Origin of the sequence: Fundicoccus culcitae, assembly GCF_024661895.1 — a bacterium.
Classification (GTDB): domain Bacteria; phylum Bacillota; class Bacilli; order Lactobacillales; family Aerococcaceae; genus Fundicoccus_A; species Fundicoccus_A culcitae.
The window spans coordinates 2,077,848-2,094,443 of record NZ_CP102453.1; the positions used below are offsets into that span (position 1 = coordinate 2,077,848).

At 41.5% G+C, this 16,596-nt stretch carries 14 protein-coding genes, 1 other RNA gene and 1 other annotated feature; of the genes, 11 read left to right on the plus strand and 4 right to left on the minus strand.

The features are described from left to right. The first annotated feature begins 11 nt into the window (after positions 1-11). Together NRE15_RS09425 and ffs are read left to right on the plus strand one after the other, a co-directional pair. Complete coding sequence (locus tag NRE15_RS09425; protein ID WP_313792628.1) at positions 12-866, plus strand: aminoglycoside 6-adenylyltransferase; 855 nt, start codon at positions 12-14, stop codon at positions 864-866. A gap of 33 nt (positions 867-899) precedes the next feature. After that, positions 900-996: signal recognition particle sRNA small type (gene ffs / locus NRE15_RS09430), an RNA gene on the plus strand. Positions 997-1,180: 184 nt separating this feature from the next. Here ffs and NRE15_RS09435 read toward each other — a convergent pair. The 3 genes from NRE15_RS09435 to NRE15_RS09445 form a co-directional block, all read right to left on the minus strand. Next, a complete protein-coding gene (locus NRE15_RS09435; protein ID WP_313792629.1) occupies positions 1,181-2,098 on the minus strand; it encodes a MetQ/NlpA family ABC transporter substrate-binding protein in 918 nt (305 codons plus the stop codon). A 118-nt stretch (positions 2,099-2,216) separates the two neighbouring features. Beyond that, positions 2,217-2,477, minus strand: a binding site (T-box leader). A gap of 102 nt (positions 2,478-2,579) precedes the next feature. Then, entirely contained in the window at positions 2,580-3,353 is a 774-nt protein-coding gene (locus NRE15_RS09440; RefSeq protein ID WP_313792630.1) for a S24 family peptidase, read from the minus strand. Positions 3,354-3,607: 254 nt separating this feature from the next. Continuing rightward, positions 3,608-4,195, minus strand: a complete 588-nt coding sequence (locus tag NRE15_RS09445) for a hypothetical protein (protein WP_313792631.1) — start codon at positions 4,193-4,195, stop codon at positions 3,608-3,610. 212 nt (positions 4,196-4,407) lie between these two features. On the opposite strand from NRE15_RS09445, the gene NRE15_RS09450 reads away from it, so the two are divergent. The 8 genes from NRE15_RS09450 (at position 4,408) to NRE15_RS09485 (ending at position 12,954) form a co-directional block, all read left to right on the plus strand. Beyond that, complete coding sequence (locus tag NRE15_RS09450) at positions 4,408-5,130, plus strand: hypothetical protein (protein ID WP_313792632.1); 723 nt, start codon at positions 4,408-4,410, stop codon at positions 5,128-5,130. A gap of 15 nt (positions 5,131-5,145) precedes the next feature. Further along, positions 5,146-5,724, plus strand: a complete 579-nt coding sequence (locus NRE15_RS09455) for a uracil-DNA glycosylase family protein (RefSeq protein WP_313792633.1) — start codon at positions 5,146-5,148, stop codon at positions 5,722-5,724. A 33-nt stretch (positions 5,725-5,757) separates the two neighbouring features. Then, positions 5,758-7,662, plus strand: a complete 1,905-nt coding sequence (locus NRE15_RS09460; RefSeq protein WP_313792634.1) for a M13 family metallopeptidase — start codon at positions 5,758-5,760, stop codon at positions 7,660-7,662. Positions 7,663-8,294: 632 nt separating this feature from the next. After that, on the plus strand, positions 8,295-8,981 hold the full coding sequence (locus tag NRE15_RS09465; RefSeq protein WP_313792635.1) for an ABC transporter ATP-binding protein: 687 nt from the start codon (positions 8,295-8,297) through the stop codon (positions 8,979-8,981). A 1-nt stretch (position 8,982) separates the two neighbouring features. Then, positions 8,983-9,327: a hypothetical protein gene (locus NRE15_RS09470; protein WP_313792636.1), complete on the plus strand. Its 345-nt coding sequence runs from the start codon at positions 8,983-8,985 to the stop codon at positions 9,325-9,327. Then, positions 9,328-10,830, plus strand: a complete 1,503-nt coding sequence (locus tag NRE15_RS09475) for an FtsX-like permease family protein (RefSeq protein WP_313792637.1) — start codon at positions 9,328-9,330, stop codon at positions 10,828-10,830. It abuts the gene before it with no gap. A gap of 94 nt (positions 10,831-10,924) precedes the next feature. After that, positions 10,925-11,593: a response regulator transcription factor gene (locus NRE15_RS09480; protein WP_313792638.1), complete on the plus strand. Its 669-nt coding sequence runs from the start codon at positions 10,925-10,927 to the stop codon at positions 11,591-11,593. Next, on the plus strand, positions 11,590-12,954 hold the full coding sequence (locus NRE15_RS09485) for a sensor histidine kinase (RefSeq protein ID WP_313792639.1): 1,365 nt from the start codon (positions 11,590-11,592) through the stop codon (positions 12,952-12,954). Before NRE15_RS09480 ends, NRE15_RS09485 begins: the two co-directional genes overlap by 4 nt. A 765-nt stretch (positions 12,955-13,719) precedes the next feature. Here the strand turns inward: NRE15_RS09485 and NRE15_RS09490 are convergent. Further along, on the minus strand, positions 13,720-14,277 hold the full coding sequence (locus NRE15_RS09490; protein ID WP_313792640.1) for a Dps family protein: 558 nt from the start codon (positions 14,275-14,277) through the stop codon (positions 13,720-13,722). 239 nt (positions 14,278-14,516) lie between these two features. Here NRE15_RS09490 and dnaX point away from each other — a divergent pair, with 239 nt between their 5' ends. Beyond that, a complete protein-coding gene (gene dnaX / locus NRE15_RS09495) occupies positions 14,517-16,550 on the plus strand; it encodes a DNA polymerase III subunit gamma/tau (RefSeq protein WP_313792641.1) in 2,034 nt (677 codons plus the stop codon). The last annotated feature ends 46 nt before the right edge of the window (positions 16,551-16,596 follow it).

Below are 16,596 nucleotides of genomic sequence, written 5' to 3' on the forward strand. Positions count from 1 at the left end.
AAGGATGGTGCATGATGCGTACGAGTCAGGAAATGATGGATCAGTTGTATGCCTTTGTGGAGACGCATGATGCGATTCGTGTGTTTGCCATGGAAGGTTCGCGCATGAATCCGGAAATTGTTGCGGATGCTTATCAAGATTTTGATGTGACTTTTTTTGTGGAAAAGCTTGATAGGTGGATTAAGGACGAAAGTTGGCTTGATTATTTTGGTGAACGTACGCTGGTGCAAAAGCCCGATGCCATGGAGCTGTTTGAAGCGGGTGAATTTGGTTTTTCCTATTTGATTTTATTTGCCGATGGCCAGAAAATGGATCTGACTTTAAATGAATTGACCGATTTGAACACATATCTGGCTGAAGAGCCTCTGGGAACAGTGCTTGTGGATAAAGATGGGCGATTGGATGAAGCGGTGGTGGCTGATGCGAGTAAGTTTCATTTGAAGAAGCCGAGTGCTGCTGAGTTTGATGATTGTTGCAACGAATTTTGGTGGGTCACTACCTATGTGAGTAAAGGTTTGTTACGCCATGAGTTTTTGTTTGCTGTGGATCACTTAAATGAAATTGTCCGTAAAGAATTATTCCGCATGCTCAGCTGGCAAGTTGGCTTGGCGTTTGGTTTTGACCGTAGTATCGGGAAAAATGACAAATTCTTACCTAAGTATCTGGCAGCGGATACGTGGGAAACGATTGTGAAGAGCTTTGATTTGAGTTCGGAAGAAGCCGTTTGGAAAGCCTTGTTTTCTTTGGTCGTACTGTTTAAAGAGGTTTCAGTGGGTGTTGCTGAGAAGTTGGGATATGATTATCCAGATTATGCTGATAATATACAGCCGTATTTAGAAAAGCAATATGAAGATTATCGGTCGTAATAATCTTATTTGCATTATTCCTAATTTTTGGTATAATGATTAGAGGCAATGGTGGAGCGACGAATCGAGTCAGGACCGGAAGGTAGCAGCTATAAGTCGTAAAACCATGTGCCTTTTAAATTTATAGTTAGGTAAGATAACTTGAAAAGGATAAACACTGGGTCCCGCAATGGGGTAGGTACATCGTGTACTGAGCAAGCCTAGGTGCCTGGGGTTATCTTATTTTTTTACCCTTTTACCCAAAAATTCCCCCTCTAAGCCCGGCACCAGCCATCGCTTGAAGGGGGATATTTATTTAAAAGGGTTTAAAAGAATTATTCGGCGTCTTCTTCCGTTTCTTCTTCGCCTTCAGCAGCTGCTTCTTCCGTAGCGTCGCCACTTAAATCCAATGGATAAGCATCGTCAGCTGTCCAAGCAGGTAAGTCCGCGCCTGCAGAGACTTCCGCTAATTTTTCAGCCACAGCGTCAGATTGATATAAAGACACGATGTGTTGGTAAAGCGGATTTTCAACATCAGCCGCGCGTGTCGCAATCACGTTTTTGTAATCAGCCGCTAAAGTTTCGATATCATCTCCGTCAGAGAAGATGGCGTCATCAACCGTTAAACCAAAGTCCAAAGCAAAGTTGTTGTTGATAAAGGCCACAGCTACATCTGGCAATACATTGGGTAATTGCGCCGCTTCTAATTCCTCAAATTGTAAATTCAAATCATTCACCGTCACATCATCGACCGTCGGCAAAATTCCCACAGCATCATCCACTTCAATCACACCCGCTTGCTCCAAAGCAATCAAAGCCCGTCCACCATTAGTTGGGTCATTAGGAATCGCCACCACATCGCCATCCTGTAAGTCATCCAAAGAGGCGAGCGAATCAGAGTAGGCACGCAATGGCGCCACATAAGTGAAACCTAAAGGTGTCAAATCACCATCATTGGCTTCATTCCATTCATTCAAGAAAGCCACATGTTGGAAAGCATTCAAATCAACCGATCCATCCTGCAAAGCAATATTGGGTTGCACATAATCCGTAAACAAGACGATTTCAACCTCAATACCTTCAGCTGCGGCTAATTCCACCACAACATCCCAAACTTCTTGCTCATAATCACTCGCCACACCGACCGTCAAACTTTCCCCATCAAATTCGCCCGCATCTTGCGCCAACGCCACTTGACCAACACTAAATACAGATAAAGCCACCGCTGCTAAACTTGTTAAAAACTTTTTCATCATAAATGCTCCTTTTTTATTAAATACCACTGCGACTCGCCGACAGAAACTACTAACCGCTACTTTAGTGCTTCACGCCTCCTTTTCTGCATAAAAAAACTCCCATCCTTAATATCAAATTAAGGACGAGAGTCAAACTTTCGTGGTACCACCTTTGTTTGTTATTTTATCACTAAAATAACCTCATCTAGTACGCATAGAAAGACTCTATGGAATACTAGGGCAATGTTAACGGATGCTGCCGTTCACCACTTATGAAACTTCACTCGCAGTGACCGCTCAGTGGCCATTTTCAACTTAACGTTCAATACTCACTTTCACCCACTGTGAGCTCTCTAAGATTGTCTGCTAAATTTACTTTCCACATCAAGGCGTTTAATTTAATTACTAATCGTATTCTAATCAAACTTTTATAAAATGTCAAACAAATATTAGAAAAAAACGTCATTTATTTTTAAAGGCGTTGAAAAACCGCATCAAATTAATAAATAATTTTCGGCGTAAACCAGTCAACGACTTTACCAACGATATTTAAATACGTGCCTTCAGGAAGTGGTAAATCTATAATGATATCTTGATACTTGGGATTGATTGATTTCATCACAAATTGATTATCCTCCAAATACACTTTCTTCAAATATGATTTACCATCGTAATCCACTGCATAAATCCCACCCGACTGATTATCATACCCTTGCTGTATTAGCACAATGTCCCCATCATGAATCAAATCGGCCATGGAATCCCCAAAGACCCGAGTTGCAAAACTATAGGGTTTGAAATCCGTGCGGTCAGTATAAAAGGTGTCTGTACGGTTTAAATCTTCATAACTAAAGCCAATCCCAGCTGCAACTCCTTCAACGGTTTCAACAGGATACAGTGTTTCCTCAACGAGTGACTCTTGCGGCAATGCCCCTTGTAATTGGCTACCATACTGTTCTTGCGCAAAGTCACGCACCTTCACTTGCCGATAATCATCCAAATTCAAACTAATATCATAAATTTCATCAACCACTGACGTTTCTTCTGCCTCATACCCCATCAACCAAGCAGGATCCACATCCAATGTTTTGGCTAACAAAAGTAATTTATATTGATCCGGTTTTGATTTCCCATTAACATATTGCGACAGATGACTCTTCGACAAGCTAATCCCCATCTCTTTTTGAAACGGCTGCGACAAACGCAAAATATCCACCTGCTTCAACTGCCGCTCCTCCATCAACCCCATCAACCGCTGTTGAATGGTCTGCATCCCATCACCCCCCTTACCCCTAGTATAAAACCCCCTCCAATAAATATCAACCAAAAAGTTCAAATAATTGAACTTTCAAGTAAATTGTTTGAAAATGATGGTGCTAGCTACAAAAAACGCACGTGTTAGTATGGAAAGTGGAACCAACTCAGTTAGAATATTCCACTTGTGGTATACGGGAAGTGAAATGCCGTTCCTTAGCACTAATCCCAACAAAAAAGAGCTGTCGCCAGCCCTTCTCACAATAAACCCAACTAATATTTCTTCTTCGGATGTCTGTCGATAACTTCGGGATGCTTATCCAATAAGTCCTCGCCGCTATCAGTTAAGGCATAACCGCGCTCTTCATATTTTTCAGCCAACTCTTCTTCAGTAAACTGCTCGCGCACCGCATCCATCAACTCTTCTTTGCTAAACTTGGAATAGCCCTTAACACCTTTTTCCTTCAGCCATTTTTTCAGCATCTGTGCCGTCAAATAAATCAAGGATTCCTTGGCCGACATCTCACGGACATAACCACGATCAATCAAGATTTCAATGTCAGACTTCGCATCAATCCCATAATCATATTCAAAATATTTCGAAATAACCGTCTGGTTGGTGTACGTCCCAAACCGCACACGCCATAATATAATGATATGCCCAGGCAAAACATCTTCCTCCAGACGCACCATATTACGTTTGGGCACGGTTTGGCCAGACGTCACCTGAATTTTTTCTAAATAAGCAGCAATATCTCGTTTTGGCGAAATATACGGCAATTCATCATGCTCGGCATACAAGGCCTTCACCGCCGCAATCGCCTCCGCATCGCCATTTAATTGGGTATAATCTTGCGCCATAATCCCACTCCTTCCTTTTCTTCAAAATTATACCACACGATACCATTTCTTTTCAGTTCGAACCCCATCTATAGTAAAATAAATATCACAGCAACAAGGTAGTTATACACTGCTTTCAATTAAATTTCATGACTTATGCACAGAAATTCTGTGCATAAGTGAAGGGAAACATATGTTCTTGTGCATAACTTTGTGGATAAGGGGGAGAACGGATGAGAAATTGGATCGTGTGTTTAGCAGGGATATTTATTTTAGGGGGTTCAGGGGTTAGTGCTCAGACGTCGGTTTTGGATGAGTGGGCGGCGATGGATTCATACGAGATGGTGGTGGGACGCGATTATTATGTGGTGGATAGTGAAAATCAGCGGATGTTAGTGATTTTTGATATTGGGCGTGATTCCGAGACGTATGCCTATTACTATCCGGAGGCACGTTTGGCGGACATGGTGTATTATTACGAGGAAGATTTTGACGTGGTGAATACATTCGATGTGGCTTTGGAGGATTTTTATGACAAGGTCGGGACACTGAGCGAGATTGTGGATGGGCGTTATGTCTTGTTGGATGAGGCTTATCATGAAAGTTTGTTTGAAAACTATTTTGAGCGGTTGCTGGATTTTGAAGCGGTGGCGACGACCGAAGGTGACGTCGTTAGCTTGGAATTTATGGCAAGCGCTGAGTTGACTGAGGCTTATGTACGCTTTGCGCCGTTTGACGCGGATGCTTTGACAGCTTTTGAGTTAGTCTTGGAGGTCAACGAAGCGGATCAAACCGTGGTGGCTTATGAAAACTATGCAACCGAAGACCAAGCGGCGACCATAAAGCGGGAATTCGCAGAAGCCTTTGAGCCCGTGCCCATGCGTGGAGAAGTGCCGTATTTGTTGGCCGAAGATTTTGATGAAATAGTGTTAGATTTAGGATTGCCGTTGTATTAGGGAGGTGCGACATAGATGGATTTAGAAGCAATAAAGCAAGCAATGCGAGAGGATGAAATGAACCGGGATTACACCCAACATGGGATTGATCCTTTATTTGCGGTGAACCCGCAAGCACGGTTAGTGATTGTTGGACAAGCGCCGGGGAAGAAGGCACAGGATTCGCAACTGTATTGGAACGATTTGTCCGGCGATCGTTTGCGTCAGTGGATGGGTATTGACCGGGAAACGTTTTACAACTCGCCTTACATTGCACAAATGCCGATGGATTTTTATTTTCCGGGTAAAGGTAAGTCGGGCGATTTGCCGCCGCGAAAAGGTTTTGCCCAGAAGTGGCATCCGATGTTGTTAGACTTAATGCCGGAAGTGGAAACTATTTTGTTAATTGGAGCGTATTCACAAAAGTATTATTTAGGCGATACACGCCAAAAGAATTTAACCGAGACGGTGAAGCATTACCAGGATTATTTGCAGCGCTATCTACCTTTGGTGCATCCTTCGCCATTAAATGTGGGCTGGTTGAAGAAAAATCCCTGGTTTGAAGCGGAAGTTATACCTGAATTGCAGGGATTAGTTTCTAGATTAATCCCATAAACAGTGCTAAAATTTAATGAAGGAGTGGATTAAATGACCGTAAACTATGACAAAATTAAAGACGATTTATACTTAGCCGTTAACCAAGAATGGTTAGATCAAGCTGTAATTCCTGATGACAAACCATCAACAGGTGGCTTTATAACCTTAAGCGATGGGATTGAGGAATTGTTAATGCAAGACACAGCTGACATGGCAGCAGGTGATTTAGCATTGACCAACAAAGAGCAGGAAGCCTTCGTTGCCTATTACAAGCAAGCGATGGATTTCGACCAACGAAATCAATTAGCCGGCGAACCTTTAAAACCCTATTTAGATCGTATTTTATCTTTAACAAATATCGCTGACTTACAAACGCTAGCGGTAGAGTGGACCTTAAAAGGATTGACTTTACCTTTTTCAATCGGTATCAGTGCCGATATGAAAAATACCGATGTGTTTGCCTTGTATATCGACGCCCCATCAACGATTTTACCAGACACGACCTATTATGAAGACGGCAACCCTGTTGCGGAACAATTATTGGCCGTATACAGTTCCATGAGTAACGACGTTTTAGGTTTGTTGGGTTATGATGAAGCCCAAGCTTCGGCTTTGGTTGAAAAAGCCATGGCTTTTGATAAAGCGATTGTACCACACGTTTTAAGTGCCGAAGTGTTAGCTGATTATACCATTATATATAACCCACGGACGATGGATGAAGTGGAAGCTTATCATGACACATTTTCTTTCAAGCAATTATTGAATACCTTAACCCACCAAGACGTAGACAAAGTGATTGTCCAACAACCAAAATATTTCGAGGCTTTGGCCAGCTTATTAACAGATGAAACCTTTGAGAACCTTAAAGCTTGGATGTTAATCAAGACCGCTAATGGTGCTACGGGCTTACTTTCTGAAGACCTTCGTCAAGCCGGTGCGCAATACCAACTCGCTTTATCCGGTAGCCCTAAAGCCCAAGAAGCAAAAAAAGCGGCTTACTACCGCGCGGTAGGCATGTACGACCAAGTGATTGGGGACTACTACGGTAAGAAATACTTTGGTCCGCAAGCCCGTCAAGATGTTCGCGAAATGGTCGTGCAGATGATTGATATTTACAAAGAACGTTTGAAAAACAATGATTGGCTGTCCCAGGCAACCATTGAACAAGCCATCACTAAATTGGATGCCATCGATATTTTGATTGGTTACCCGGATACCTATCCTGAAGTTTATACCCGCTTAGTCATTGATGAAGCAAAGCCTTTTTTTGAAAACACCTTGGATTTGGTAGCCATCCTAGCCCAAGACGAATTGGATCAATGGAATGGACCCGTTGACCGCAAGCGTTGGGGCATGAGTGCTGATACAGTCAACGCTTACTACAACCCATATGCCAACCTAATTTGTTTCCCAGCCGCCATCCTGCAAGCACCTTTTTATAGCTTGGAACAAACGCGTAGCGAAAACTACGGTGGTATCGGCGCTGTTATCGCCCACGAAATTTCCCACGCCTTCGACAACAACGGCGCTAAGTTCGATGAACGGGGTAATCTGAACGACTGGTGGACCGAAGAAGACTTACGCCAATTTGAAGACAAAGCCCAAGCCATGATCAACCTCTGGGACGGTATCGAAATTCACGGTGGCAAAGTCAACGGTAAACTCACTGTGTCAGAAAACATCGCCGACAGCGGTGGCCTAACCGCAGCCATTCAAGCCGCAAAACGCGAAGACGACGCCGACCTACAAGCCCTATTCATCAACTGGGCCCGCATCTGGTGCCAAAAAGCCCGCGACCAATACCTGTCCCTGCTCTTGACCATCGACGTGCACTCACCCAACCCCTTGCGCGCCAACATGGCCCCACGCAGCATGCCAGAATTCTACGACGCCTTCGACATACAGCCCGAGGACCCCATGTACCTAGCCGAAGACCAACGCGTCATCATCTGGTAATTCAACTAAATACCTCTGCAACACTTTAAGCCCGGCAGGAAACTGACGGGCTTTTGGTCGGTAGGTTGGTTGCTTGCGCGACAAAGAGTGTGCGGATGGTGGGTGGGAAGAAGCTTGCATTGGTAGCGCTCCAATCTTTGTCATCGCTCCGTCAGCAGTGTCCAGATACAGATGTATGTGGGAAGTGAGCGGACGTTATGTAAAGCTAGTCGGTCATCAAACACCTAATTTCATGACCGAATTAAGCTAATCTGTCATCTGCTCGAGTAGCAAAAGACAGAATAGCTCTAATCTGTCATCTGCTCAAGGAGCAAAAGACAGAATAACTTGATTCTGACCAAAATCTGGGTAAAAGTAAGTGGAAAATGAGAAAACGTTATAGTCACTCAGATATTTCCATGTGACAATAACTTAGATGAGCATTGATAGACGGTCTGTCACTTCCCACTCACAATCGGATGAGTCTCCAAACCAAAAGCGCCCCTCACCCATAACTTTCAGTCCCCGAAAATCCAGCGCCTCCTTCCCCAATCCCACCCATCCCTTTTTCTTCACATCAACTTCACATACCATTTATTTTGACCTCATATCCTCCCGCTATAATAGGCTTAAATAAAGGGGGTTCATTAGAAATGACGTTGCAAACAAAAGAACTCGGGTATTACTACCTAGATGGTTCTAAAAACAGATACATCTTTCAGGACTTAAACTTAACCTTTGAAAAAGGTGTCTTTTATAGCATTTTAGGTAAATCTGGTTCAGGCAAAACCACCTTATTATCCTTGTTATCAGCCCTGGATAGTCCTAAAGAAGGTGAAATACTACTTGATGGCATATCATTAAAGGTTATGGGATTAGCATCCTATCGAAGAAACAAAATTGGTATTGTGTTTCAAAATTTTAATCTAATTCCTTACATGACAGCTGTTGAAAATGTCATGGTTGTCATGAGTGTGACTGATAACCAAAGTAATGTATCGGCCAAAGAATACGCATTAAATCTTTTAAAAAGTGTTGAAATAGATCAAACTACCGCTGAACGCTTAGTCAGTAATTTATCAGGTGGTGAACAACAACGGGTCGCAATTGCCCGTTCACTCGCAACCAATTGCGATATTATTATCGCTGATGAACCAACAGGAAATTTAGATGATGATACAGCCGTTGGTGTGATTGATATCTTTAGAAAACTAGTGGATGAAGAAAATAAATGTGTCATCATGGTAACTCATTCACAGGAAATAGCTACTAAAACCGACATTATCATGTATTTAAATAAAGGCAGCATCAACATTTTAAAAAAGAAAGAGGTCGTGTAAGATGACTGACAGTTCACGTAAAAAAATACTAATGGGTATATCAATCCTTATTATGGTATACAGCTTATGGACAGCTTGGGAAAGCTATGTCTATATCCAATCAATTGTCGCAGAGGGATTTATTGTAAGTGAAAATATTTCAATTGTAGTGAATTACTTTGTGGAAGGCGGCTTGAAATATTTAGTGGTCGGAATCATATTATTCTTGTACAGTCTGCCTAATAAATTTCCCCAAGAAACCGAGGTTGAAAGTACTTCGGGAGTTGAAGAAACGGTAGAAATAGTTGAAGAAAAAGAGCCAGTGATTGAAGAGAATCTTCTTGATGAATGGGAGGTTGCCGACTAGATGAATTTTTTTCAGCGAGCGATGTGTAGTGTGACAAGGCGCAAATCAAAATCACTCATTTTATTTCTCATTGTTTTTGTGTTAGGAAATATTATCGCTGGTTCCGTTGCCATTTACCAAGCATCGATGAATGTTGAAGCATATACCAAGGAACGCTTAGGTAGTATTGCTACCTTGGAAATTGATATGGAATCCATGATGCAGGCAGGGATATTTCAAGATATTGAACCCATATCCGAAAGCTTAGCTGATGAAATTGGGCAACATGAGAGTGTGGCGTCTTATGATTACTCTTATTCAACGAACTTAACATCGGATTCACTGGATACTTATACGATAGAAGCTGATGCTGAAGAAGGTGGGTTCGTAGCCGGACGCGGAATAAATGACGCCTTTATTTTAGAAGGATCGCTTCTTGGGGAAACAGTAGACTTTCAAGAAGGCAACAAAACGTTAGAAGATGGACGTTTTCCCACCCAAGAAGAATTAGATGCTGGATCCGCTGTTGCGATGATTTCTCAACAAGTAGCAGACCTTAATGATATAGTAGTTGGTGATATCATTACCTTAACCAATGAAGTTTATGAACCGCAAACATTTGATATGGAAGCCGGTAGAGCAGCTGGGATGCAAAATACAACCCAAGACCTTCAACTGTTGGATAGTCATGATGTGACACTCGAAGTGATTGGAATTTATGAAAATACAAGTTCATCAACCAGTGAAAATGGAACGGCTAGTATTGAAGACTATATTGCATCAATGTCATTAAATACTATATTAACAACTAATGGTGTTGTAAAAGCTGAGCTGGATTTTACTAATGACGTTTCTTTGGAATTTGACGATACCTATATTGCTAGAACGACCGGTGTCACTCCAACGTATTTATTAAAAAGTGCGGATGAATTAGACGCATTCCAAGCAGATATTGAGCCACTAGTACCAGAAAATTATAAGCTAGTGCTGTCAACCGATGCTTATGATTCTGTGGCATCACCCATTCTTTCCTTAAAATCCATGTCCGTCATGGTACTTTGGGTCGCTTGTATAGCAGCTATTTTAATATTGAGTTTATTTATTATTTTATCCTTACGTGATCGTAAACGTGAGTTTGGGATTTATATGGCAATCGGAGAAAGAACGTGGAAAATTATCGCACAAGTTTTTGTTGAGATTTGTGTTGTAGCCATTGTTGCGCTCGTTTTATCCGTCTTTACGGGTAATATGCTTTCAAAAAATGTTGCAGATACACTGATTCAAAATGAAGTAACCACACAGGAAAATGTTGTACAAGGACCCCAACGAGGGGGGATGTCATTTAATAACGCATCACTAACCATTAGTACCGATGAGATTATTGATGCTTACGAAATTGAATTGGATTCTATGTATGTAGTAACGTTTCTAACCATTAGTATGACAACCATTGTTGTTGCGACTATCATACCGATGGGTCAAGTGCTGAAACTGAAACCAAAAGAAGTACTGTTAGAAAGATGATGATTTTTCATCATCTTTTTTTTAGTCACTGAAAGTAGTAAACTAAGTAAATAAAGTGGTATTTATTAAGATTTTCAAGAAAGGGGTTGATTGGGTGGAGTATCATATTTTATGTATTGAGGATGATGCGTTGATTAGTCAGTATATTGCGGACTCGCTGGAGAAGGTTGGGTATGTTGTGACAATTGCGCATGATGGGGAGACGGCCATGAATTTATTTGACAGCCAGACCTTCCATTTGGTTTTACTGGACATGATGCTGCCGAAAAAATCGGGGCAGGAATGTTTGATTGAGATTCGCAAAAAGAGCGATGTTCCGATTATCGTAATCAGTGCTTTAAATGATGAGTTGATACAAATCAGTGCGTTTAATCAAAAAGTGGACGATTATGTGGTGAAACCATTTTCGATAACTATTCTTGAGCATAAGATTAATGCTGTATTAAGGAGGGTGTATCAAGTTGCACCGAAGATTATTGAAACACCTAACCTAAAACTAATTCCTGAAAACTATGAATTATATTATCAAGATTCTCTAGTTGATTTAACAGCCAAAGAGTTTGAAATCGTCCATTTAATGGTGAGTCACCCAGGTCGCGTTTTTTCGCGGGAGGAAATATTGACGATTTTATGGGGTTATGATTATTTTGGAGATGTACGCAATATTGATGTGCATATTAAAAACATCCGTAAGAAAATCTATCCTGAACTCATAAAAACAGTGAAATCCATTGGTTATAAGATAGGAAAAGAAAATCTATGAAACAATCATTATTTTGGCGTATTTGGTTCTTAACAGCTACAGCGATTATTGTTAGTGCAATGCTTTTTTTGGTGGTCTTTTCCCTGTTTGCGAATCAGTTCATTTATAATTCTCAGCTTAATGCTTTTACAAATTCGGTGGAAGAGATACGTTTACAAGTTGAAGATACAGATACACTGGATGAGACGTTTATTAACGAAGTACTCTTTGATTATGAACAAAGAGGCTTTTCATTTATGATTATTAACAATGATATTTATTTGAAATATCCAATCCCTGGAATTATTGTAGATGCATCAGAAACAGAATCGCATCTTTTTTATCAGATTAACACCAATCGGGGACCGCTTATCCAATCTTTGGACAAGAGCACGACCTTGATTGAAAACATTCCAATAAATAACGCTGAATTATTAGTTTATTATCCTATTTCGTTTGGAACAAGTGATATGCGGTCAATGTTTGAAACCATTTTACCTTTGTTTGCGGTCATTAGTCTGATTGTCGCGACGATTGTATCACTACTCTATTCCTTGTACTTCAGAAAACGCATCAAAGGTATTCAGCTGATGTTGGAAGAAATGGCTACCTTAACTTATGAACCGCCACAAGAAGCGTTTGAAGGCGATGAGATTGAACAACTTAAAGTCAATATCATTGTGATGTACGAGCGTTTACGCCAAACATTAGAGCAACTGCAAAATGAAATCGACGTCGTGAAGCGTTTTGAAAATGATCGCTTGTTATTTATGCGAGGTTCAATTCATGAGTTAAAAACACCATTAATGATTATGATGACTCAATCCAAAAATGCCATTGAGGCATCCGAATCGGATAAAGAATTATTGACGATGTTGTATTCGAAAATGGAAGCAATGAACAAACTTATCAATGAAGTCTTAGCCTTATCAAAAGTAGAAGATATCAAATCATTAGAACCTATCAATATCACAGAAGTTATCACAGAGGTTCTAGCTGAGTATGAGTATATGATATCGGATAAAATGATTAGTTTGACAAAAGATGATACCCCCATTTATGCAAACTTATCATTATCCGCAGCTAAAAAAATTGTATCTAACTTGCTGAGTAACGCGGTTAAATATGTGCCGAATGGTGGAGAAATTGTGATTGAACACCGTGATCAAACCATCGTTTTTCGCAATACCGTCCAAAACAATTTGCAGCTAGACATGAATCGCATATTAGAACCATTTGTCAGTTTTGACAATGATGACGACTCAGAATTATCAGGTAGTGGGCTTGGTCTCTATATCGTCGCAACATTCCTAACACACTACAACCTAACGTACGACTGTTACTTAGAAGACAATTGGTTCATCTTTAACATCCACCTTTAATAAATACCTCTGCAACACTTTAAGCCCGGCAGGAGACTGCCGGGCTTTTGGTCGGTAGGTTGGTAGCTTGCGCGACAAAGGGTATGCGGATGGCGGATGGGAAGAAGCTTGAATGGGTAGCGCAGGTGTTTAGGCGCACTCGGATAAGGCTTTGAAATGGTAGCGCTCCAATCCGTGTCATCGGAGTATGTAACCATCAGTCTATGATAGCCCACCTATGGAGGAAATCCCCAATAATTATTAGGCAAATAGTTATTCGGGTCATTGCTCAGATAGCAGTGACCAGATACAGATGTATGCGGGAAGTGAGCGGACGTTATGTAAAGCGAGTCGGTCATCAAACACCTAATTTCATGACCGAATAAAGCTAATCTGTCATCTGCTCGAGTAGCAAAAGACAGAATAGCTCTAATCTGTCATCTGCTCAAGGAGCAAAAGACAGATTAACTTGATTCTGACCAAAATCTGGGTAAAAGTAAGTGGAAAATGAGAAAATGTTATTGTCACTCAGATATTTCCATGTGACAATAACTTAGATGAGCATTGATAGACGGTCTGTCACTTCCCACTCACAATCGGATGAGTCTCCAAACCAAAAGCGCGCCACCACCCACAACTTTCAGCCCTCGAAGACTCAGCGCCCCTACCCACAGCCCCCAACCCCACGATTAAACCCACCAAAAAGGCGGATATAAGCCAGCTTCTGCTTGCCAATATCCGCCTTCATTGAAACCCTAAACTTAAACCCTAACCCTACTTAATTATCTATTCGTCATCTTCGTCAACATTGTCGTCGCCATCAAAAGGATCTTGGCCAAGGAAGGCTTGTAGCATCCAAATGTTTTTATCTAAGCTAGCCTTGTAGTTAATTAAACCGTCTTCTAAAGCGGCGTTGCCTTCTTCGGCTGCTAGACTAATCGCTCGGATGGTTAACTCGCGCGTGCTTCTTAAGTCTTCAACAATATTAGCCACCATTTCTTCAGCAGATAAATATTTATCGGCAGCATCTTCTTTTAACATGGAATAATTAACTAACTCAGCTGTCGTTGAAGCGGGTTTAAACCCAGAAGCTATCAATAATTCGGCCAAACTATCGAAAGCAGCTTCATTGGCATCATATAACGCTTCAAATTTTTCATGCAAAGTATAGAATTGAGGTCCTTTAACATACCAGTGATATTGATGGAGTTTCACGTGTAGTGTATGAATGTTCCCTAAAATATGGTCGATAATAGCGGCAGCGTTAATTTTGGTGTGATGGATATGTTCTTTGTAGGCTTGTTCTTGGGCTAATAATTCTTGCGGTGTTTTATTTTGACTCATTTAAATCGCTCCTTTATTTATTCTACTTAAAGTATACGTCCCCTTTAATCATCCTACCTTGATCTAAATCAAGTTTTTGCTCACGCCTAGGCGGTGATATTTATTTAAATAAATATTCTCAGAAATAAACTTTTACTTAAATTTGGCCTTAAGTGAAAACAGAAATATTTCTTCATAGCATGTGGCTCTATTGTTCGTTATAATATTAAGCAGAGAAACAAGAAAGGAAGTGAATAAGCATGAGTTATCAAGCTCTGTATCGGGTGTGGCGACCACAAACCTTTGATGAAATGGTTGGCCAAGATATGATTGCCGAAACACTTAAAAATGCCGTAAAAAACCAACAACTCAGCCATGCTTATTTATTCACTGGACCTAGAGGGACAGGGAAAACCAGTGCGGCTAAAATTTTAGCCAAAGCCGTTAATTGTCCCAACCAAACCGATGGAAACCCATGTAATGAATGCGAGATTTGCCAAGCCATTACGCAAGGGCAACTGAGTGATGTGATTGAAATTGACGCGGCCAGTAATAACGGGGTCGAAGAGATTCGTGACCTCCGTGATAAAGTTCGCTATGCGCCAACCCAAGCGGATTATAAAGTCTACATCATTGATGAAGTGCATATGCTGACAACCGCGGCGTTCAATGCCTTGCTAAAGACCTTGGAAGAGCCGCCTGAGCAAGTGATTTTTGTGTTAGCTACAACGGAACCCCATAAAATTCCAGCGACCATTATTTCACGGACGCAACGGTTTGACTTTCAGCGCATCCAAAACAAAGACCTTATTGACCGCATGGCCTTTATTTTAGAGAGTGATGAAATCGATTATGATGATGAAGCCCTAGCCATTATCGCGCGCGCCTCCAATGGTGGGATGCGTGACAGTTTGAGTCTTCTTGATCAATCGATTTCATATAATCAGCAACGAGTTAGTACCCAAACAGCTTTGCAAGTATCGGGAAGTCTTAACCAACAAACTTTTGTCGACTATATTTTAGCGATTTATCAACATGATAGTAGTCAGGCAATTATGATTGTGGAAGAGCAATTGCAAAAAGGCAAGCAAGCCAGTCGTTTTATTGAAGAGTTGATTTTATTTAGTCGAGATATGTTGCTAACCCAGTTTTCCAAAACCAATCACACCTTGTTAACGCAAGAAGAGTTGGATACCATCCGCAATCAAATTCCGGCAGACTACTATTACCGCATGATTGATCAGCTTAACCACGCCCAAAACCAAATGCGCTTTTCAAATCAGCCCGATATTTATTTGGAAGTGGCCACGATACAGTTAGCACAAGATGAGGATCAGCCGACGAACAGCCCGCAGCCATCCACACCAAATGTTCAAGCCTTACAAGACCGCGTGGCGGAGTTGGAGGAGCAAATTGCCTTTATCCAAACCCAATTGAAGGGTCAAGACCAAAGGATTACTGCGGCCCAGCAGTCGCAGCCAACCCCGAAGGTAGCGCCGCTTAATGAAAACACCGCTAATGAAAATAAATATCAGGAAACAGCGCAAGAGGTGGAGTTAACCCCTCGTCAACGCCCTCAGCGAAACAATGTGCGCTACGCCTTGCGCCTAAACCATGTGTATCAAATTTTAAATGAGGCCACACGCAGAGATATTCAAACCATAAAAGCAGAGTGGACGAATGTCTTAAATCAGATTGCCCCGATTGAACGAGCCAAATTAGCTGGGACTAAAGTAAATGCAGCCAGTCCTACGCATGTGTTAATCAGCTTTGAAAATGAACAATTTGCAGCCAATTTCCAAAATAACACAGACCTACAAGCCCGCCTCCAAGAACTATTAGAAGCACTTACTGGCCAAGCTTATCAAGTTGAAGTCATGTTGGAAACGGAATGGGCACGAACCCGACAAAATTATAAAATTTTGCGCCAACAAAACAATGGGCAACCTATTCCGATTAAGTTGGAAGAGGAAGAGACCGAGGTATCTGACAAGCCTAAACCAACAGCTACCAAGCAGCCGGAAATGCCATCCATGGCTGATTTGCTACCCAAAGTCAATGAAGCTGTACAAACGCCAACTAATGATGAGCCGGCCGATCAACAAGACCCGTATGGTGACTTACCCGAACCTCCAGTAAATCCTGACGATAGCATGGATTTTGCTGACATGGATGTTGACCCATCCAATTTTGATGAAGCCACCAACTATGCGGTGGAAGAAATACCTGAAGTGATTAGCCAAGCTCAACAGCTTTTTGGGGCTGAAAATGTGACGATTTATTATGATCGGTAAGCCTCACAACTTACCAACCAACCAAAGAGACTTATTTGAGTGAAAT

What these genes read in the sequence shown, in the direction of transcription:
- NRE15_RS09425 (WP_313792628.1), top strand. Translation starts at nt 12, where the DNA reads ATGATGCGTACGAGTCAGGAAATGATGGATCAGTTGTATGCCTTTGTG.
- NRE15_RS09435 (WP_313792629.1), bottom strand. Translation starts at nt 2,098, where the DNA reads ATGAAAAAGTTTTTAACAAGTTTAGCAGCGGTGGCTTTATCTGTATTT.
- NRE15_RS09440 (WP_313792630.1), bottom strand. Translation starts at nt 3,353, where the DNA reads ATGCAGACCATTCAACAGCGGTTGATGGGGTTGATGGAGGAGCGGCAG.
- NRE15_RS09445 (WP_313792631.1), bottom strand. Translation starts at nt 4,195, where the DNA reads ATGGCGCAAGATTATACCCAATTAAATGGCGATGCGGAGGCGATTGCG.
- NRE15_RS09450 (WP_313792632.1), top strand. Translation starts at nt 4,408, where the DNA reads ATGAGAAATTGGATCGTGTGTTTAGCAGGGATATTTATTTTAGGGGGT.
- NRE15_RS09455 (WP_313792633.1), top strand. Translation starts at nt 5,146, where the DNA reads ATGGATTTAGAAGCAATAAAGCAAGCAATGCGAGAGGATGAAATGAAC.
- NRE15_RS09460 (WP_313792634.1), top strand. Translation starts at nt 5,758, where the DNA reads ATGACCGTAAACTATGACAAAATTAAAGACGATTTATACTTAGCCGTT.
- NRE15_RS09465 (WP_313792635.1), top strand. Translation starts at nt 8,295, where the DNA reads ATGACGTTGCAAACAAAAGAACTCGGGTATTACTACCTAGATGGTTCT.
- NRE15_RS09470 (WP_313792636.1), top strand. Translation starts at nt 8,983, where the DNA reads ATGACTGACAGTTCACGTAAAAAAATACTAATGGGTATATCAATCCTT.
- NRE15_RS09475 (WP_313792637.1), top strand. Translation starts at nt 9,328, where the DNA reads ATGAATTTTTTTCAGCGAGCGATGTGTAGTGTGACAAGGCGCAAATCA.
- NRE15_RS09485 (WP_313792639.1), top strand. Translation starts at nt 11,590, where the DNA reads ATGAAACAATCATTATTTTGGCGTATTTGGTTCTTAACAGCTACAGCG.
- NRE15_RS09490 (WP_313792640.1), bottom strand. Translation starts at nt 14,277, where the DNA reads ATGAGTCAAAATAAAACACCGCAAGAATTATTAGCCCAAGAACAAGCC.
- dnaX (WP_313792641.1), top strand. Translation starts at nt 14,517, where the DNA reads ATGAGTTATCAAGCTCTGTATCGGGTGTGGCGACCACAAACCTTTGAT.